At 66.0% G+C, this 17,032-nt stretch carries 17 protein-coding genes; 7 read left to right on the forward strand and 10 right to left on the reverse strand.

The window, feature by feature from the left end; all coding sequences use genetic code 11:
• Positions 1 to 5 precede the first annotated feature (5 nt).
• Positions 6 to 1,133 carry an acyl-CoA dehydrogenase family protein gene (locus VRZ08_RS06865; RefSeq protein ID WP_414532068.1) on the forward strand — a complete coding sequence of 376 codons (1,128 nt, stop codon included), beginning with the start codon at positions 6 to 8 and terminating at the stop codon, positions 1,131 to 1,133.
• Positions 1,134 to 1,413: 280 nt separating this feature from the next.
• A complete protein-coding gene (locus VRZ08_RS06870) occupies positions 1,414 to 1,962 on the forward strand; it encodes a cytochrome b (protein WP_414532069.1) in 549 nt (182 codons plus the stop codon).
• 69 nt (positions 1,963 to 2,031) lie between these two features.
• Here VRZ08_RS06870 and VRZ08_RS06875 read toward each other — a convergent pair whose 3' ends face one another.
• Positions 2,032 to 4,041, reverse strand: a complete 2,010-nt coding sequence (locus tag VRZ08_RS06875; protein ID WP_414532070.1) for a TonB-dependent receptor — start codon at positions 4,039 to 4,041, stop codon at positions 2,032 to 2,034.
• A gap of 733 nt (positions 4,042 to 4,774) precedes the next feature.
• On the opposite strand from VRZ08_RS06875, the gene VRZ08_RS06880 reads away from it, so the two are divergent.
• Genes VRZ08_RS06880 through VRZ08_RS06890 form a run of 3 tightly spaced genes read left to right on the forward strand, consistent with a single transcriptional unit; the run spans position 4,775 to position 7,628 of the window.
• Positions 4,775 to 5,773, forward strand: a complete 999-nt coding sequence (locus VRZ08_RS06880; protein WP_414532071.1) for an ABC transporter substrate-binding protein — start codon at positions 4,775 to 4,777, stop codon at positions 5,771 to 5,773.
• The gene (locus VRZ08_RS06885) at positions 5,770 to 6,861 is read left to right on the forward strand and encodes a FecCD family ABC transporter permease (protein ID WP_414532072.1); all 1,092 of its coding nucleotides are present in this window, start codon (positions 5,770 to 5,772) and stop codon (positions 6,859 to 6,861) included. Before VRZ08_RS06880 ends, VRZ08_RS06885 begins: the two co-directional genes overlap by 4 nt.
• Positions 6,858 to 7,628, forward strand: coding sequence for an ABC transporter ATP-binding protein (locus VRZ08_RS06890; protein WP_414532073.1), 771 nt, complete (start codon positions 6,858 to 6,860; stop codon positions 7,626 to 7,628). Before VRZ08_RS06885 ends, VRZ08_RS06890 begins: the two co-directional genes overlap by 4 nt.
• Here the strand turns inward: VRZ08_RS06890 and VRZ08_RS06895 are convergent.
• Genes VRZ08_RS06895 through VRZ08_RS06905 form a run of 3 tightly spaced genes read right to left on the reverse strand, consistent with a single transcriptional unit; the run spans position 7,623 to position 9,394 of the window.
• Complete coding sequence (locus VRZ08_RS06895) at positions 7,623 to 8,252, reverse strand: hypothetical protein (protein ID WP_414532074.1); 630 nt, start codon at positions 8,250 to 8,252, stop codon at positions 7,623 to 7,625. The two genes, VRZ08_RS06890 and VRZ08_RS06895, sit on opposite strands and share 6 nt — an antisense overlap.
• Positions 8,249 to 8,854, reverse strand: coding sequence for a hypothetical protein (locus VRZ08_RS06900; protein WP_107355408.1), 606 nt, complete (start codon positions 8,852 to 8,854; stop codon positions 8,249 to 8,251). Before VRZ08_RS06900 ends, VRZ08_RS06895 begins: the two co-directional genes overlap by 4 nt.
• A 12-nt stretch (positions 8,855 to 8,866) precedes the next feature.
• On the reverse strand, positions 8,867 to 9,394 hold the full coding sequence (locus VRZ08_RS06905; RefSeq protein WP_414532075.1) for a hypothetical protein: 528 nt from the start codon (positions 9,392 to 9,394) through the stop codon (positions 8,867 to 8,869).
• 598 nt (positions 9,395 to 9,992) lie between these two features.
• Between VRZ08_RS06905 and VRZ08_RS06910 the strand changes: the two genes are divergently transcribed.
• The gene (locus tag VRZ08_RS06910) at positions 9,993 to 10,433 is read left to right on the forward strand and encodes a c-type cytochrome (protein ID WP_107355410.1); all 441 of its coding nucleotides are present in this window, start codon (positions 9,993 to 9,995) and stop codon (positions 10,431 to 10,433) included.
• Positions 10,434 to 10,436: 3 nt separating this feature from the next.
• A complete protein-coding gene (locus VRZ08_RS06915) occupies positions 10,437 to 11,111 on the forward strand; it encodes a cytochrome b/b6 domain-containing protein (protein ID WP_107344225.1) in 675 nt (224 codons plus the stop codon).
• A gap of 29 nt (positions 11,112 to 11,140) precedes the next feature.
• Here VRZ08_RS06915 and VRZ08_RS06920 read toward each other — a convergent pair whose 3' ends face one another.
• The 6 genes from VRZ08_RS06920 to VRZ08_RS06945 all read right to left on the reverse strand — a co-directional run bounded on the left by VRZ08_RS06920 (position 11,141) and on the right by VRZ08_RS06945 (position 16,910).
• Positions 11,141 to 11,926, reverse strand: a complete 786-nt coding sequence (locus VRZ08_RS06920; RefSeq protein ID WP_414532076.1) for an enoyl-CoA hydratase — start codon at positions 11,924 to 11,926, stop codon at positions 11,141 to 11,143.
• 24 nt (positions 11,927 to 11,950) lie between these two features.
• Positions 11,951 to 12,745, reverse strand: a complete 795-nt coding sequence (locus VRZ08_RS06925) for a CoA-transferase subunit beta (RefSeq protein ID WP_414532077.1) — start codon at positions 12,743 to 12,745, stop codon at positions 11,951 to 11,953.
• Positions 12,742 to 13,737, reverse strand: a complete 996-nt coding sequence (locus VRZ08_RS06930; protein ID WP_414532078.1) for a CoA transferase subunit A — start codon at positions 13,735 to 13,737, stop codon at positions 12,742 to 12,744. Before VRZ08_RS06930 ends, VRZ08_RS06925 begins: the two co-directional genes overlap by 4 nt.
• A gap of 125 nt (positions 13,738 to 13,862) precedes the next feature.
• Positions 13,863 to 14,855 (reverse strand): tripartite tricarboxylate transporter substrate binding protein, encoded by a 993-nt coding sequence (locus tag VRZ08_RS06935; protein ID WP_414532079.1) that lies wholly within the window; start codon positions 14,853 to 14,855, stop codon positions 13,863 to 13,865.
• A 76-nt stretch (positions 14,856 to 14,931) separates the two neighbouring features.
• Positions 14,932 to 16,434 (reverse strand): tripartite tricarboxylate transporter permease, encoded by a 1,503-nt coding sequence (locus VRZ08_RS06940; RefSeq protein ID WP_414532080.1) that lies wholly within the window; start codon positions 16,432 to 16,434, stop codon positions 14,932 to 14,934.
• Positions 16,434 to 16,910, reverse strand: coding sequence for a tripartite tricarboxylate transporter TctB family protein (locus VRZ08_RS06945; RefSeq protein WP_414532081.1), 477 nt, complete (start codon positions 16,908 to 16,910; stop codon positions 16,434 to 16,436). Before VRZ08_RS06945 ends, VRZ08_RS06940 begins: the two co-directional genes overlap by 1 nt.
• Between the last annotated feature and the right edge of the window lie 122 nt (positions 16,911 to 17,032).

Here is a 17,032-nt window from a genome sequence, read left to right on the forward strand (position 1 = left end):
GCATCATGATCCTCAACGAACTGCAGACCCAGATCCGCGACACCGCCCGCGACTTCGCGCGCGAGCGGCTCGCCCCAACCGCGGCGGCGCGCGACGCCGCGCATGCGTTTCCGCGCGCCGAACTGACCGAGATGGGCCAGCTCGGCTTTCTCGGCATGCTGGTGCCGGAAGCCTTTGGCGGCTCCGACACCGGCATGGTGGCCTACACCCTGGCGCTGGAAGAGATCGCCGCCGGCGACGGCGCGTGCTCGACCATCGTCAGCGTGCATTCCTCGGTGGCGTGCATGCCGATCCTGAAATTCGGCACCGACGAGCAGAAGCAGCGCTTCCTGCCCAAGCTCGCCAGCGGCGAGTGGATCGGCGGCTTTGCGCTGACCGAGCCGCAGGCCGGCTCGGACGCCTCGAACCTGCGCACCACCGCGCGCCGCGACGGCGATGCCTACGTCATCAATGGCGCCAAGCAGTTCATCACCTCGGGGCAGAACGGCCAGCTGATCATCCTGTTCGCCGTCACCGATCCGTCGGCCGGCAAGAAGGGCATCACCGCCTTCATCGTGCCGACCGATACGCCCGGCTACGAGGTGGTGCGGGTCGAGGACAAGCTCGGTCAGCATTCGTCCGACACCTGCCAGCTCGCCTTCAATGATATGCGGATTCCCGCCGACCTCCGGCTCGGTGCCGAAGGCGAGGGGCTCAAGATCGCGCTCTCGAATCTCGAAGGCGGCCGGATCGGCATCGCCTCGCAGGCGGTCGGCATGGCGCGCGCTGCGTTCGAGGCGGCCCGCGACTACGCGCGCGACCGCGTCACCTTCGGCAAGCCGATCATCGAGCATCAGGCGGTGGCGTTCCGGCTCGCCGACATGGCGACCCGCATCGCCGCCGCGCGGCAGATGGTGCTGCACGCCGCCAGCCTGCGCGAAGCCGGGCTGCCGTGCCTCACCGAAGCCTCGATGGCCAAGCTGTTCGCCTCCGAGACCGCCGAGGCGGTGTGCTCCTCGGCGATCCAGACGCTCGGCGGCTACGGTTACTTGAAGGACTTCCCGGTCGAGCGGATCTATCGCGACGTTCGCGTCTGCCAGATCTATGAAGGCACCAGCGACGTCCAGCGCATCGTGATCGCGCGCAATCTGTAAAGTAGTTCTGTTTCTGCCGACTACGAGCGGCATTCGGGAGACCCGCAAAGGGGGCAACATCATGGGGAGGAGGCGCAAAGCGCCTTCTCGCACCATGTGCCGCGCGCGATCGTCTTTTCATTTCGGCAGGCAACCATCGCATCTTGGTGTCGGCGGTTCACCGGACGCGGCCTGAATTCCCGTCGTACAGCATGAATTGACACTCCCGCGGACCCGCGCTAAACACAATATCAATACCGTACGTACGGTATTGATATTGTGTGACGGATTGAGGACTGCGATGGAGACGACAGCAGCCGCGCAGGAGCGCTACACGCGTACGGCGATCTTTCTGCACTGGTGCATGACAGCAATGATCGTCGGGCTGATCGGCCTTGGCTTCTACATGGGACAGCAGCCGCCTTCGCCGGAGAAGTATGCGCTCTACGAGCTGCACAAGTCGCTCGGTGTCGTGACGGTGCTGCTGCTGTCGGCACGCTTCATCTGGCGCGCCGCCAATACGCCGCCGGAGTTGCCGACAGCCTATTCGCAGCTACTCCGCACCGCCAGCCATCTCGGGCACTTTGCACTTTACGTGCTGATGTTCGCCGTGCCGGTCAGCGGCTGGGTGATGAGCGCTGCCTATGGTCGACCGGCGTCGCTGTTCGGCGTGCCGATTCCGCCGCCGGTCGCCAAGAGCGAGGATCTCGCCGAACTCTGGGGCACGATCCACTTCGCTCTCGGATCGGCGCTGGCGCTGGTGATCGCGGGGCACACGATGTTCGCGCTCAAGCATCACTTCATCGACAAGGATGGGCTGCTGTGGCGAATGTGGGTCCGATGCCCCTGAGGACCCGCAGCGGAGACGGACCGTCCAACGCCGCCGGACGGTCCGCCTCCCATCAGACGCGCCTTGTCGTCAGAAGGTGTGGGTGAGCCGGGCGGTGAAGTTGCGGCCGGGTTCGAGCAGCGGGTTGTACATCGACTGGCTGTAGGACCGGTTCACATAGGTCGACGCGCTCGCATACGAGGTGTCGAAGATGTTCTGCAGGCTGAGGTGCAGCTTGGTGTCGCCGAGGCGGCGCGAGACCAGCACGCCGAGATCGAACGAGGCGTAGATGCTCGGCACCGCATAGCCACCGGTCGGGTATTCCTGCGTGGTGTTGATGCGGGTCTTGGCCGACGCCCAATCCACCGCGGCACCGACCGCGTAGCCGGAGCCGACCGGCGCGTACTGCACGCCGACGCGTCCTTTCCAGGGCGCGATGAATGGCAGCGGCGCATCGGTGTCGGTGTTGGTCGCCTGTAGCCACGCGGCATTGCCGTGCAGGTTGAACGACGACGTCGCCTGCCAGCGCCACTCGGCCTCGACGCCATTCACGGTGGCATGGCCGACGTTCTGGCTCTGCGTCACCGAGGCGCCGTTATAGGTGACGAACACTGACTGCAGAAAATTCGCGTAGTGGCTGTCGAACGCCGTCAGCTTGAAGGTCGCGGTCGGGAAGTTGAGCTGGAATCCGTCCTCATAGGTGAGACCGGTCTCCGGCTTCAGCTCCGGATTTGGGATCGAGGTCGCCGAGAACGCGAACAGCTCGGAATTGGTCGGATAGCGATACGAGGTGCCGACCGAGGCGAGCAGATCGAGGATCGGCGTCACGTGAACGGTGGCGCCGATGCTTCCGGTCGGCGCGGTGGCGGTGACGTCGCTGTTCTGCCGAAGCACCGCGAGGGCGCGGGCCGAACTCACCGGAGATAGCTCCGATGTGGTGTTGAACCAGTCGAACCGGCCGCCGGCCGACAGCGTCAACAGATCAATCGGCTTCCACTCGTGCAGCATGAAGGCGCCGGCATTGGCCTGGGTGTTGTCTGGGCCGGTCTTGAACTCGGGCGTGATCGTCGAACTGGTCGCGGTCTGCCGAACCGACCACGACGTGCTGCCCGGCCGCCATTCCTGGAAACCGTCGAAGCCGAACGTCGTCTTGAGCAGGCCCCACGGCGCCGGATCCCACGGAATCACGCCTTGCACCCGGCCGCCGATCACCAGCGGGCCGCCCACGTGGCTGACCGAGGAGGTGACGACGCCCGGCGTCGCGGTGTTCACGGTGGAAAGCTTGGTGTCGAAGTAATTGGCGTAGAACGAGCCTTCGACGTGCTGGACCAGCTGATCGGTGAAGTCGCCGGCATAGGACAGCTTCGCCATGTGCACCTGGTTCGGCTGCTGCCGCACCTGCATATAGGGCCAGCCCGGTGCGCCGCCGACGCCGCCGGCGCGGCCGTCTTCTTCCCAATAGTCGCGCAGCGTCAATTCGAAGCGCTGGTTGCTGGTCGGCGACCAGCCGAGCCGTAGATTGCCGCCGATGCTCTCGTAGTCGCTGTTCAGCGCCGGTCCGCTCGGCGTGTGATAATTGCCGCCCTTGCGATAGCTGACGCCGCCGAGCACGTCGAAGCCCATGCCGGCCGCCTGCGCCCATTCATAAGTGCTGAAGCCGTTGTCGACCGAACTGTAACCGGCCGAAAAACCGCCATGGGTGACGCGCCACGGGCCGAACGGATCGACCTGGGGACGGCGGGTGACGACGTTGACGAGTCCGGTCATCGCCTCGGAACCGTAAACGACCGAGGCGGGGCCGCGCACCACCTCGACCCGTTCGATCTCTTCGGGAGCGAAGTAGTTGAGCTGCAGCGTGTTGCGGCCGCGGAAGCGGTCGCCGTCGATATACATCGGCGAGCGCCAGTTGTTCGACGAGAATCCGCGCAGATATATCTGGCCACCGATGCCGCCGGCGCGCGCGATCGACACACCCGGCACGTTCTGCAGGATATCGAGCAGGCTGGTCGGACTGGTCTGTTCGATCTGCGCGCGATCGACCACGGTGATGCTTTGCTGCGCGGTGTGTGGAATTCCGGGTTGCGGAAGCTTGCCACCCATCGGCTTGAGCGAATGATCTGAGGTCGCTACTGCGGCCTGCTGAGCCGGCGCAGGCTTGGGAGCTTGCGCCGCGGTGCGGCGGGCGCCGCGGCCATCGCTCGGCCGTGTTGCGCGCTGCGGCTTCGGTGGATTCGCCGATTCCACGCGCACTTCCGGCAACACATGGCGCGCGCGCGGCGTCGATGTGTCGGCGGTCTGCGCCCGCGTCGCAGTGCTCGATCCCGCCGTCATCGCGCAGGCCAGTGCAACGCTCAGTCCGCAGCTGGAAGCAAGAAGTCGGCTCCGTGCGGATTCGCGCGTGAATGCCCGTTGAATCATTTGGTGGCGTCCCCCAGTTCACGATTAGTGAACGGGTCCTTATCGAGTCGTCACTTCGATCACCACCATCCCCACGTTAGCGTCGCGCGTGATTACCACCGTGTGCAGGCAAACTTCGACACATTACAAAATGGGATGTCTGTTTCGTTACGCGCGCGATTAGTAACGCGCGCAACCGTACCAACCTAATCTTGAGAGATTCTAGTCTCGAAGACGTCGTTGCGCGCGTCATCGCGGTGTTTTGGTTTTGCGTTCTGAGATCGGCCGCCTATGAACGGCATGCCGTGTAGAGGCAGATCGGGAGGAGCGCAGTGAGGTCGTCAACGTGATGCTGTCGTCATTGCGAGGGATGAGACCGGCGATCGCCGTGGTGATTGGCGTCGCGGCAATGGCCGGTTCGTCTAGGGCCGCTGAGTTGACCGACCAGCGCGGACGGACCGTTGCCGTCACCACACCGGCGCAGCGTGTGGTGTTCTTGCCGATGCCGGCGCCGTCGACCTACATGGCGATCGATCGTTCGGCCGCGCATGTCGCCGGGATGAATCCGGCATCGGCCACAGCGATGCGCGCCGGGATTCTCAGCCGGATCTTTCCGTCGTTCGATCAGATCCCGACCGGGATTACGCGCGGTGCCGGCGTGGTGCCGAATGTCGAGGCGATCATGGCGCTGCATCCGGACGCGGTGCTGCAATGGGCGACGTCGGGCGACGAGCCGATTGCGATGCTCGATCGCGCCGGCCTCACGGTGCTGGGCCTGCGCTACGGCGGCCAGGACGAGGTCGAGGGCGCGATCCTGATGATGGGACGGCTCGCAGGGCAGGAGGCACGTGCGGACAGAATCGTCGAGCGATTGCGGCAGCGCCAGGACGTGCTCGCGACAACGTTCAGGGCAACGCCGGATGCTGAACGGCCGCGGGTGCTGCATTTGTCACGCGCCTCGGATTCGTTCGCTGTCGCCGGTCGCGACACCTATACGGACTTCGTCATCCGCACCGCCGGCGGACGCAATGCGGCCGGGGAGGTCGGCGGCAGCCGCACGGTGACGCTGGAGCAGCTGCTGGTGTGGAATCCGGATGTCATCCTGCTCGGCAATTTCGACACCGCGATGCCGGCCGACCTCTATGGCGATCCGCGTCTGCAGGGCATCGCCGCGATCAAGCAGCGCCGCGTGTATCGTGTACCGCTCGGCGGCTATCGCTGGGATCCGCCGAGCCACGAGTCGGCGCTGGCGTGGACATGGCTCGCGAAACTGCTGCACCCGGATCGGCTCACGACCGATCTGCGCACCGAGATGCGGGACTGGTACAGCTTCCTCTACAATCACATGCTGGCCGATGCGGAGATCGACGCCATTCTGCAGACACCGCAGAACAGCGGGTCTGCCGGCTACGCGCGGTTTGCGGCTGCGCGATGAGTACGCTCGACACTGCCGCCGTGCGGCCCGGACATCCTACCGCGACATCTTTGATAGCCGCCGCGCTCGTTGTGCTGCCGATCGTGACGGCGCTGCTCTGTCTGTCGGCGGGCCGCTACCACGTGCCGGCCGCGCATGTATTTGGCATTCTGCTGCACGAGCTGTTCGCTTCGTTCGGTTTCGATGCAGCGAACTGGCTGCCGGCGGGGTGGGGTACCGCGAGTTGGACGCCGACGGAGCGGATCGTCGTCACCACGGTGCGGCTGCCGCGGGTGCTGATGGCCGGCATTGCCGGGGCGGGGCTGGCGCTGTCCGGCGCGGTGCTGCAGGGCATGTTCCGCAACCTGCTGGTCGGTCCGCAAACCATCGGCGCCGCATCCGGCGCGTCACTCGGCGGCGTGGTTGCGATCCTGTTGTTCGGCTTCGGCCTGCCGGTGCATCTCGGCGCGTTCGCCGGTGCCGCGATCGCGCTCGCGGCGGTGCTGATCGTTCACCGCGGCGGCGGCGTCTCGCCGGTGCTGACGCTGGTGCTCGCCGGCGTGGTGATCGGGGCGTTCTGCAGCGCGCTGGTCGGGTTCGTGACCTTCATCGCCGATCCTGAAGTAAAACTGCCCGGCATCGTGTTCTGGCTGCTTGGCAGCTTTGCAGCGTCGAGCTGGCCGAACCTGGCGCTGCTGGCGACGTGTACCATCCTGGGCGGCGGCGTGATGCTGGCGATGCGCTGGCGCGTCAACGTGCTGTCGCTCGGCGACGAGGAGGCGCGAACGCTGGGCGTCGAGCCCGGACGCGACCGCGTGATCCTGCTCGGCGCTACGTGCCTCGCGGTCTCGGCGCAGGTCGCGGTCTCCGGAACGATCGGCTGGGTCGGCTTGGTGATCCCCAATCTGGTGCGCATGGTGGTTGGGGCTGATCATCGCCGGCTGCTGCCGGTGTCGGCGGTCGCGGGCGCCGCCTTCCTGATGGCGGCCGACACGCTGGCGCGCGACCTGTCGGCAGCGGAAATTCCGGTCGGCATAGTCACCGCGATTGTCGGCACGCCGGTGTTCGCCTGGCTGCTCCGCCGGCACGCAAGAGGACAGACGGCATGATCCAAGTGGAGCAGGCGGGGCATTGGTTTCGCCCGGAGCAATGGCTGTTTCGCAATCTGTCATTCGCGATCGCGGAAGGTGAAGCCGCCGCGATCCTCGGGCCGAACGGCTGCGGCAAGACCACGTTGCTGCGCGCGCTCGCGGCGACGCTGGCGTTGAAGCACGGCCGGATCAACGTCGACGGCATCGTCGGCGTGGTGCCGCAGGCGCTGCGCGGCGATGTCGGCTACCGGGTGATCGACATGGTGCTGCTGGGGCGCAGCCGTTATCTCGGCCGCTTCGGCGCGCCGGGTCGCCGCGATCTCGCCCGCGCCGAAGCCTGTCTCGAGGCTGTCGGCATCGCCGATCTCGCCGAACGTCGCTACGACCGGCTCAGCGGCGGCCAGCGCCAGCTCGTGCTGTTCGCCCGCGCGCTCGCTGGTGATTGCCGGGTGCTGCTGCTCGACGAGCCGGCGTCGGCGCTGGATCTTGCCAATCAGGGCGTGGTGCTGCGGCTGATCCGCCGCCTGGTGCGCGACGAAGGCATGACCGTGGTGTTCACCACGCATCATCCCGATCATGCGCTCGCGGTTGCCGACAAGGTACTGATGATGGCCGGCGAGCCGGTGTTCGGCCCCGCCGATCGCGTGCTCGACGAGGCCAATCTGGCGCGGCTTTACGGCGTGCCGGTGCGCCGCGTCACGATCGAAGCGGATGGCGAGCGCATCGAGGCGACCGTGCCGGTGCACCGGCTGACGGGCGTCGATGCGCCGCCTCCGCGGCTATGATCGCGCGGTGGCTTGCGCCCAACGCAGGAAGCCGTCGAGAAACCGCGTCGTCGCCGGCATGAACCGGCTGCCGTGGTGATAGAACGGGTCAAGCGTTGAGACGATCAGCCGGCCCGGCGTGGTGACGCGATCATCATAGAGCAGCGCGCCGCCGGGATCACGGCCGTCGCGATCGTCCGGCACGGTGACCAGCGGCTGCGCGCCGTCCGGCGGAAACAGCACGCCGTGGATGTGCCAGATCGTCGATTCCGCCGGGACGTAGCTGAAGATCTCGTGATTGGGCGCCGCGATCTGGTGCGGCGGCTTCTGCGCAGGATCAAGCCACCACCAGAAGTTGGTTGGCCGTCCGGCGCTGCGCACGCCCGGCGCCCAGGTCTCGGCCTCGCTCTCGCCGAGCACCACCAGCGTGTTGCCGCGGGCGAGAAAGTCGGTGAGCAGCGGCTGGTGACGGCGCATCACATCGGGATTGGTCCGATCGGGGATGATCAGCAGGGTCGGTTCGGCGAGATCGGCGGCGGTCAGCGCCGGCGCGTAGATCGCCCGGTCGAAGCGGTCGCGGAAACGGTCGCCGAAGATCGTCTCGTGATGATAGTACGTGCCGCTATCGAGCACTGCGACGGTCATGAGCGTGCCTCCACCAGCCAGGACATCAGCTGCGGCAGCAGGCGACGGCTCGAGTCGTCGCCGCCGAAGCTCCACAGATCATTGCCGCCGTGCATCAGCACCTCGCCGCGGCCGTGGCGATAGATGAAGTCGAGCGGACGAGCCTCCGGCCCCATCGTGTGGATCACGGTCGCGCCCTCCGGTGGGCTATGCCAGGCATGGCCGTAGAAGCCGGCGACGCCACGTCGGAAGATGAGATCCTCGAGCGCCACGCCGTCCCAGATCGGATGCGGCTGGGCGCGGGCGATGGTCAGATCAGCGAGGCTGCCGCCGCCGAGCGGCTGCACCGGCGACAGGCCGGGCAGGAACGGGTGGGCGATATGGCCGCTGACGACGGCGATGCCGCCGGCGGCGATGTAATCGCCGAGCAGCGCCGCGTTGGCCTGCAGGAAGCGCTGGTCCATATGCATGCCGATCAGCAGCGCGTCAGCGCCGTTCAGCAGCTCGGCGTCGAGCGCGTAGAGGTCGACGTCGCGAATGGCGCAGGGCAGGCCGGCGAGCCGTTCGGCCCAGCTTGCCGACGAGGTCTTGTGACCGCAGGAGAACCGGATGATGGTTTTCATCGCGTGGTCCGATCACAGCCGGTCGAACAGCGCATCGGGCGACGTGGCCAGAACGTCCGCCGCGACGCTGCGCTTCAGCGCGGAGAGCTCCACATTCTCTGCATCGGTCCGCGCCGCACCGCGGCCGATCAGCTCGAAGAACCGCTCAGGCACCACGCCCTGACGCAGCGCGACGCCGACAGTCTGCTCACCCGCCGAAACCCGCCAGCTGTAAGACATGTCGGCGCCCGGACACAGCCGCGCCTGCGGCAGCGAGCGGTCGACGGTGTAGACGCCGCGCGTCACCGCGCGGGTGACGAATTCGAAAGCGTCGCGTACGCCCGGGCCGGGATGACCGCTGATCACGCTGAGCTCGGAGCGTCGCAGCGGGCGCTGCGGCGACAGCGCCGGCAGTATCAGGCGCAACGCCTGAAACGTCACTGCGAGCATCGCTAGCGCGCTCTGGCCATGATACGCGGCGACCATATCGAAGTGAATGTCGATGAGATCTTCCTCGCCCTCGATGCTCAGCATCGGGCGGATCTCGGCAGGTGTCGTCATGATGAGGCTGTCTTCTCCGGCGTAAGTCACGCGAGATATCGCTTCGCGTAACAACAACGCCCGAGGGGCGGCAATCGCTGTCGCTCGCGCGCCGCGTGCACCGACGTCTGCGAACGAGCCTAACTACTTCGCCGGACACAACTCTTCGGCGCATTTAGAATTGCCAGAAAGTCGCAAGTGTCGAGAGCCGAGCGGCGTGTGTTGGTGCGTTACGTACCAAATGCGTGAATGTGCTCGACCTCGAGCGGCGCACGCCTGCGACAATGACGCACATGTGATCGTCGGATCAAAAGATCGACCGGGTTAGCGTAGTCTGATCGCGTGGGCTGCTGTCCCAATCTTTAGCCATTGCGTCCATGTCAGGGCAGGTGTTCGCAGTTGGTTCTTCCCGATCGTTTGCGGCGGCGATGTTGCATCGGCTAAGAGATCGGGTGGGGGCAGGAGAATCGCGGTCGCTGCACTCCCGGCTCTGTGACGTTGTCACCGCAACGTCAGGTTGATTGTGGGAGAACAGCCGCGATGGAAGCGACTCACCAGGATGGGTGAAGCTGCCGGTCGGCGCCTGCGGCGACCGGAACGATCGAAAGGACCTGCAAAGATGAAATTGAGAATTGCTACTATCGCCGGACTGGTTGTGCTGGGCAGCGGTTTCGCGGTCGCGCAGACCGACGCCATCGCGCAGCGCAAGGCGATCCTGAAGCAGATGGGCGAGGCCACCAAGCCGATCGCCGCGATGCTGAAGGGCGAGGCGAAGTTCGACCAGGCGGTGGTGCAGAAGTCGCTGGCCGCGATCGCAGACGACTCGAAGAAGCTGCCGGCGCTGTTCCCGGCCGATTCCAAGACCGGTGGCGACACCGCGGCGCTGCCGAAGATCTGGGAAGACAAGGCGAAGTTCGACGACCTGTTCGCCAAGCTGGCCGCTGCGGCCACCGCGGCGCAGGGCACGATCAAGGATGAAGCCTCGCTCAAGGCGAACATCGGCGGCGTGCTCGGCAACTGCAAGTCGTGCCACGACGACTTCCGCGCCAAGAAGAGCTAAGACATGAACGAAGCGAGCGTCGTCGCCTGGGACGGGCCCACGCGCGTCTTCAAGTGGGCGCTCGTCTTCGTCGTCCTCGATGGCTGGATCAGCAACACCTATGGCGGGGCCTATCCCGCCTGGCACAAGCTCAACGGCTATACCGCGCTGGTGCTGATCGTCTTCCGCATCCTGTGGGGCTTCGTCGGCGGCTCGACCGCACGGTTCGGCAGCTTCGTCGCGATGCCGGGCAAGGTGCTGGCCTACATCGCCGACAAGAAGAAGTTTCTCGGCCACAATCCGCTCGGCGGATGGATGGTGGTGGCGCTGCTGGCGCTGGTGTTCGCGATGGCGATCAGCGGGCTGTTCTCGGCCGATGAAGATCGTCTGATCATCGAAGGACCGCTCGCCAAGACCGTGGCTGATGCCACTGTCGACACCGCCGCGCTGTGGCACCGGCGGATCTTCACCGCGATCGAGGTGTTTGTCGCGGTCCACGTCGCCGCCAACGTGATCTACGCGGTCACCAGCCGAGAGCCGCTGATCCAGGCGATGATCACCGGCCGCAAGCCCGCCGACAGCTATGCGGATATGCCGGCCGCCGAGCCCGGCCCCTGGGGCAGAGCATTCGCCTGCCTGCTGGTGGCAGCGTTCGTGGTGCTGGCACCGATCTACGTGATCGCAGGACGGCTGCTGTAACGCGTGCGGAGCTTAAGCTCCGCGACGTCTCACCGCCCGCACCACACCGGCTGGCGCTTCCCAAGGAAGGCATCGATGCCTTCCTTGGCGTCTTCGGCCTGAAGGTTCTTCGCCATCACCTGACTGGTGTAAGCATAGGCATCCGCCAGCGACAGCTCCGCCTGGCGGTAGAACGCTTCTTTGCCGATCGCCAGCGTCAGCGGGGACTTGCTCGCGATCTGCCGCGCGAAGGCGAGGGTGCGCTGTTCGAGCTCGGCAGCGGGCACGACCTCGTTGATCAGGCCGAAGCGGAATGCGGTGTCAGCGTCGATCAGATCGCCCGACAGCAGCATCTGCATGGCGTGCTTGCGCGTCAGATTCCGCGACAGCGCCACCATCGGGGTCGAGCAGAACAGGCCGATGTTGACGCCCGGGGTTGCGAACCGCGCATCGTCCGCGGCGAAGGCGAGGTCGGCGCTGGCGACCAGCTGGGCGCCCGCAGCGGTGGCGACGCCGTGAACGCGCGCGATCACCGGCTTCGGCAAATGAACGATCGCCTGCATCACCTCGGCGCAGGCGGCGAACAGGCTGTCGACATAACCGGGGTCGTAGTTGCCAGCGCGCAGCTCTTTCAGGTCATGACCGGCGCAGAACGCCGGGCCCGAGCCGGCGATGATCAGCACCTGCACGCTGGCGTCGGCGGCGATCTCCGCCAGCGCCGCGCGCAGCGCCTCCAGCATGCCCTGCGACAGCGCGTTGCGCGCCTGCGGCCGGTTCAGCGTCAGCGTGGTGACGCCGTCATCGTCGGCGCGCAGCACGTAAGAAGTCTCAGTCATCGGAAGTCCTCGTTATCGCACGCGCTAGTGCTTGCGCAGCGCGCCGGTCTCATCGACCTTGCGCAGGTTCGCTAGCTCTTCGGCCGTCGGCTCGTCGATCATGTGGGCGGTGGGCGACACCTTCAGGTCCCAGCCGGTGTGAGCCTTGATCTCGTCGACGCTGGAAAACGCGAACCAGCCGTCGAGTTGGAATTCCTTGGTCTCCGGATCGGGACGCAGGATGCCCAGCGTGGTGATGATCGCCGATGGTCCGCCGCCGACAAAGCCGAACCGCTCGCGCGCGTTGCCGCCGTCGAGATAGCCCGGCGAACTCAGATAGGTGACCTTCTCGGCAAAGCGCTTGGGTTCGTGCGTCACCATGATGATGAAGCGCTTGGCGCCGCAGGCGATGTCATTGGCGCCGCCGGCTCCGGGCAGGCGGATCTTGGGCGGCCGATAGTGGGGGCCGATGTCGTCGTCCCAGATGCCGGTGGTGTTGACGTTGCCGAACTTGTCGACCTGCGCCGCGCCGATCACACCGACGTCGCATCGCCCGGAGGCGACCAGGAAGCCGAGCGCGTCGATCGCCGAGGTGAAGCTGGTCGCATTGGTCGAGATGCGGTTGCACTCGATGCCCCAGGGCAGGCCGCCGATCGGCGTCGCGCCATAGACGCCGCCTTCGGTCATGGTCCGCAGATGCGGCGCATGATTGGCCTGGGCGAAGTAACCGGCCAGCATCGACAGCCCGACGCCGAAGATCGCCAGCTCGCCGTCCTTCACTTCGCGCCCCGTGGCGATCGCCATCATCTCCTGGCGGGAATAGTCCAGTGTCTCGCTCATGCTGCGACCTCCTGGGCGGACAACGCGGCCACCTCGTCGGGCGGCAAGATCCAGCGCCGATACGGATCGAGCAGGAAGCTGGTGGTGCTGTTGCGCAGCTCCGCGATCTTGTCGCGGCCGATCATGTCGAGATAGCTGTCGATGTCGTGATAGCTGGTGACGAAATCCCGGATGTAGGCGGCGGTGCCGTCTTCGCTGCCGAGCGCCTTGTTCATGGACTTCATGTGTGCTTCGTCGACGTCGTACATGCCGGGCGAGCTCTGCGGCCAGGCCGCGAACGGCCAATGTACCACGGCCTCGACCACGAGGTCCGGAATTCGCACCAGGTTCGGATATTGCCGGATGCAAGCGGTGTCGACGATCGCATCCGCAATGATGATCACCTTCTTGGCTGCGCGGGACAGCTCGACCCGGCTCCATTCGGTGCCGAGCATGATCGCGTTGCCGTACGGATCGGCGAGGGTGACGTGGATCGCCGCCAGATCCGGCTTCAGCGGGCTGAACGCGCCGATCTCGCGGCCGGTGAAAGGATCGACCACGGTTGGGATCTTGTGCTTGCTGGGATAATCGTCGGGCGCGAACGCGCTGCGATACTGCAGATCGGAGCCGATGTTCACGGTGGCCGGGACGAACGGCCAGTTCAAAGCGCCGCCGAGCAGTCGCAGCGGCAATCCGAGGTTGGAGTAGTCTTCGAGCGCCATGTGGCCGCTCTCGACCGCACGGCGCAGGCCGTTGGCGAAGCCGAACACTTCCAGGGCCGAGAAGCCGCATTCCGCCTTGGTGACCACACCGGCTGCGGCCAGCAGGTTCAATTGCTGGCTGTTGCAGTGAAAGATCGCGTGCAGGTCGCGCCGGCCCTGGCGCAGCAATTCGCGTCCAAAGATGATGGCGTCGGATCCGATCGGCAACGCAGCGCCGCTGGCATACTGCATCCCGTCCCAGCTATAGCGTCGCACTGCCTGTTGCAGCGAGATCAGCCTTGTCTGCGCCATCTGCTCCCCGATGTGGTTCGTGTCGTTGCCGGTGTTATGTCGCAGTTGGGTCGTCGGTGGAAGCCATCGCCGCAGCATGCAGCTGCGGCGGATTTGACGTCCGCCGCAGCTGGCTCAGTGCCATCTCAATCGAGTTTGGCGCCGGACGCTTCGACGACCTTGCCCCAGCGGGCATAGTCTTCGTGAATGACCTTGGTGAAGGCCTCCGGCGTCGACGGGATCGCATCGAGGCCTTGCGCGGCGAGACGGTCGCGGACGTCCGGCAGTTTTGCCAGCGCGTTGATCTCGGTGTTCAGCCGCGCCACGATGTCCTTCGGCGTGCCCGCGGGAACGACGATGCCGAACCAGGACGACACCACGAATTCCGGCAGTCCGGCTTCCGCAGCGGTCGGCACGTCGGGCAGCAGCGGCGAGCGAGTGCGGCTGGTGATCACCAGTCCCTTGACCTTGCCGGACTTCACCTGCGGCGCGAGGATGGTCAGCGTGTCGAACGAGAGATTGACCTGGCCGCCGAGCAGGGCCTGGATCGCGGGCGCGCTGCCCTTGAACGGCACGTGCAACAGGTCGGTGCCGGTGAGGTTCTTGAACAGCTCGCCGCTGAGATGACACAGCGTGCCGTTGCCGCACGACGAGTAGCTGAGCTTGCCCGGCTCCTTCTTGGCCGCCGCGATCAGGTCTTTCAGCGAGGTGGCGGGCGTGTCGGCGCTGGCGCCGATCACGTAAGGCACTTCCGCCACCAGCGACACCGGCGCGAAGCTCTTGAACGGATCGTAAGAGAGCGACTTGTTCAGATGCGGCAGAATGGTGAGCTGGCCGGCGGGCGCGAGCGACAGGGTGTAGCCGTCGGTCGCAGCCTTGGCCGCCGCGTCGGCGGCGATCGCGGTGCCGGCGCCGGCCTTGTTCTCGACCACCACCGGCTGCTTCAACACTTCGCTGAGCTTCTCCGCGACGACGCGGCCGACCGCATCGGCGGCGCCGCCGGGCGGGAACGGCACGATCAGCTTCAGCGGCTTGTTCGGCCAATCAGCCGGCTGCGCCGCGGCGGGTAGGGCGGCGACGAGTGAAGCGGCAAACGTTGCGCACAGCAGGATGCGGCGGGAAACCGTGGTGGCTGTCATGGGCGTCCTTCATTCCGTGGTGGAGACATCGAAGAGGGTGGAGGGCGTCGTCGGATCATCGTGCGCGGTGCGTCGGTCAGTCTTCGTGGAAGGCGACTTCGCGCGTCTTCCGGACGCTCGGCAGCACCAGGATGACGATCAGCGCCAGCGCGATCAGCAGCAGCGCCAGGCTTAGTCCGCGGGTGACGAAGACGGTCGGGTCGCCATGCGCCAGCAGCAGCGCGCGCCGCAGGTTTTCTTCCATCAGCGGGCCGAGCACGAAGCCGAGCAGCAGCGGCGCCGGCTCGCAGTGCAGCTTGATGAACATCCAGCCGAGCAGGCCGAAGCCGACCGCGAACGCGACTTCGATCGTGCTTTGATTGACGCTGTAGATGCCGATGCAGCAGAACACCAGGATCGCCGGATACAGCACGTGATAGGGGACGCGTAGCAGCCGGATCCAGATTCCGATCAGCGGCATGTTGAGCAGCACCAGCAGCAGATTGCCGATCCACATCGAGGCGATCAGGCCCCAGAACAGTTCCGGCTTTTCGGTCATCACCTGCGGCCCCGGCACGATGCCGTGGATCATCATTGCGCCGACCATCAGCGCCATCACCGCGTTGGGCGGAATGCCGAGCGTCAATAGCGGAATGAACGAGGTCTGCGCACCGGCATTGTTGGCGGATTCCGGTGCAGCGACGCCTTCGATCGCGCCCTGGCCGAACCGGCTGGGATCCGTCGCCAGCTTTTTCTCGATGGTGTAAGCCGCAAACGAACTCAGGATCGCGCCGCCGCCGGGCAGCACGCCGAGCAGCGAGCCGAGAAACGTGCCACGCAGCACCGGCTTCCAGGCCGCCTTGAAGTCCGCGCGGGTCGGCCAGATGCCGCCGACCGAGGTCGCAAACACGTTGCGCTCGATGCCTTTTTCGAGATTGTGGATGATCTCGGCGATGCCGAACAATCCCATCGACACGACGACGAAGCCGAAGCCATCCGACAATTCCGGGATGCCGAAGCTGTAGCGTTCGGTGCCGGAGTTGACGTCTGTGCCGATCAGGCCGAGCAGCAGCCCGAGCACGGTCATCGCCACCGCTTTCACGAGCGAGCCGTTCGCCAGCACAACGGCCGCGACCAGGCCGAGCACCATCAGCGAGAAGTACTCGGCGGGGCCGAACTTCAGCGCTAGGTTCGACAGCGGCTCGGCGAGCGCAGCGATCAGCAGCGTCGCTACGGTGCCGGCGAAGAACGAGCCGAGCGCCGCGATGCCGAGAGCGGCCCCGGCGCGGCCCTTTCGCGCCATCGCGTGACCATCGAGGCAGGTGACGACCGAGGAGGATTCGCCTGGCAGGTTGACCAGGATTGCCGATGTCGAGCCGCCATACTGCGCGCCATAATAGATGCCGGCGAGCATGATCAGCGCGGACAGCGGCGGCTGGCCGTAAGTGGCGGGCAGCAGCATGGCGATGGTGGCGACGGGGCCGAGCCCCGGCAGCACGCCGACCAGCGTGCCCAGCGTCACGCCGAGCAGGCAGTAGCCGAGATTGCTGAGCGTCAGCGCTGCTTCGAAGCCGTGGCCGAGTTGACTGAACAGCTCCATCAGAACGGCGTGACCCTGAACGGCAGGCGCAGCCCATAGGCGAAGATCGCGACCGAAGCCGATGCCAGAACGAGGCCGGAGGCCGTGACCGAACGCCAGCGTACCTTGGAATTGGCGAGGCTGCTGACGGCGACCACGCCGAATGTCGCAAGCGCGAGGCCAACCGATTCAATCGCCACGGCGAACACCAGAACGCTGGCGGAGATCAGCAGCGCGGGCCGGAGCTTCGGGATCGAAAGGGAGGTGGAGCCTGCCGCTTGCTCCGCGACCGAGTGACGGCGGAATGCGCCGAGGCCGACGACGAGGCCAAGGCCCGCCAGGATCAGACCGAGCACAACCGGGAAATACCCGGGTCCCATCCGCATCGTCGTGCCGAGCGGGTAGTTGAGCGCGACAACCGCGAACGCAATCCCGAAAACAAAGAACGCCGCTCCAGCGGCACCATCGCGATGATCGAGGCGGCGCCGAACCGACATGGGTGCTCCTACAATGTTCGCAGTCAACTAATCACCGGCGATCGGCAGTATAGATACCGCAAACCTCCAGCCCGAGAGGCCCGCAATGTGTCGTCAAACGGTGCCAGCAGCAATGAAATGCT

It is taken from the genome of Rhodopseudomonas sp. G2_2311 (assembly GCF_047501505.1).
Lineage (GTDB): Bacteria > Pseudomonadota > Alphaproteobacteria > Rhizobiales > Xanthobacteraceae > Rhodopseudomonas > Rhodopseudomonas palustris_H.

What these genes read in the sequence shown, in the direction of transcription:
- VRZ08_RS06865 (WP_414532068.1), top strand. Translation starts at nt 6, where the DNA reads ATGATCCTCAACGAACTGCAGACCCAGATCCGCGACACCGCCCGCGAC.
- VRZ08_RS06870 (WP_414532069.1), top strand. Translation starts at nt 1,414, where the DNA reads ATGGAGACGACAGCAGCCGCGCAGGAGCGCTACACGCGTACGGCGATC.
- VRZ08_RS06875 (WP_414532070.1), bottom strand. Translation starts at nt 4,041, where the DNA reads ATGGGTGGCAAGCTTCCGCAACCCGGAATTCCACACACCGCGCAGCAA.
- VRZ08_RS06885 (WP_414532072.1), top strand. Translation starts at nt 5,770, where the DNA reads ATGAGTACGCTCGACACTGCCGCCGTGCGGCCCGGACATCCTACCGCG.
- VRZ08_RS06890 (WP_414532073.1), top strand. Translation starts at nt 6,858, where the DNA reads ATGATCCAAGTGGAGCAGGCGGGGCATTGGTTTCGCCCGGAGCAATGG.
- VRZ08_RS06895 (WP_414532074.1), bottom strand. Translation starts at nt 8,252, where the DNA reads ATGACCGTCGCAGTGCTCGATAGCGGCACGTACTATCATCACGAGACG.
- VRZ08_RS06900 (WP_107355408.1), bottom strand. Translation starts at nt 8,854, where the DNA reads ATGAAAACCATCATCCGGTTCTCCTGCGGTCACAAGACCTCGTCGGCA.
- VRZ08_RS06905 (WP_414532075.1), bottom strand. Translation starts at nt 9,394, where the DNA reads ATGACGACACCTGCCGAGATCCGCCCGATGCTGAGCATCGAGGGCGAG.
- VRZ08_RS06910 (WP_107355410.1), top strand. Translation starts at nt 9,993, where the DNA reads ATGAAATTGAGAATTGCTACTATCGCCGGACTGGTTGTGCTGGGCAGC.
- VRZ08_RS06915 (WP_107344225.1), top strand. Translation starts at nt 10,437, where the DNA reads ATGAACGAAGCGAGCGTCGTCGCCTGGGACGGGCCCACGCGCGTCTTC.
- VRZ08_RS06920 (WP_414532076.1), bottom strand. Translation starts at nt 11,926, where the DNA reads ATGACTGAGACTTCTTACGTGCTGCGCGCCGACGATGACGGCGTCACC.
- VRZ08_RS06925 (WP_414532077.1), bottom strand. Translation starts at nt 12,745, where the DNA reads ATGAGCGAGACACTGGACTATTCCCGCCAGGAGATGATGGCGATCGCC.
- VRZ08_RS06930 (WP_414532078.1), bottom strand. Translation starts at nt 13,737, where the DNA reads ATGGCGCAGACAAGGCTGATCTCGCTGCAACAGGCAGTGCGACGCTAT.
- VRZ08_RS06935 (WP_414532079.1), bottom strand. Translation starts at nt 14,855, where the DNA reads ATGACAGCCACCACGGTTTCCCGCCGCATCCTGCTGTGCGCAACGTTT.
- VRZ08_RS06940 (WP_414532080.1), bottom strand. Translation starts at nt 16,434, where the DNA reads ATGGAGCTGTTCAGTCAACTCGGCCACGGCTTCGAAGCAGCGCTGACG.
- VRZ08_RS06945 (WP_414532081.1), bottom strand. Translation starts at nt 16,910, where the DNA reads ATGTCGGTTCGGCGCCGCCTCGATCATCGCGATGGTGCCGCTGGAGCG.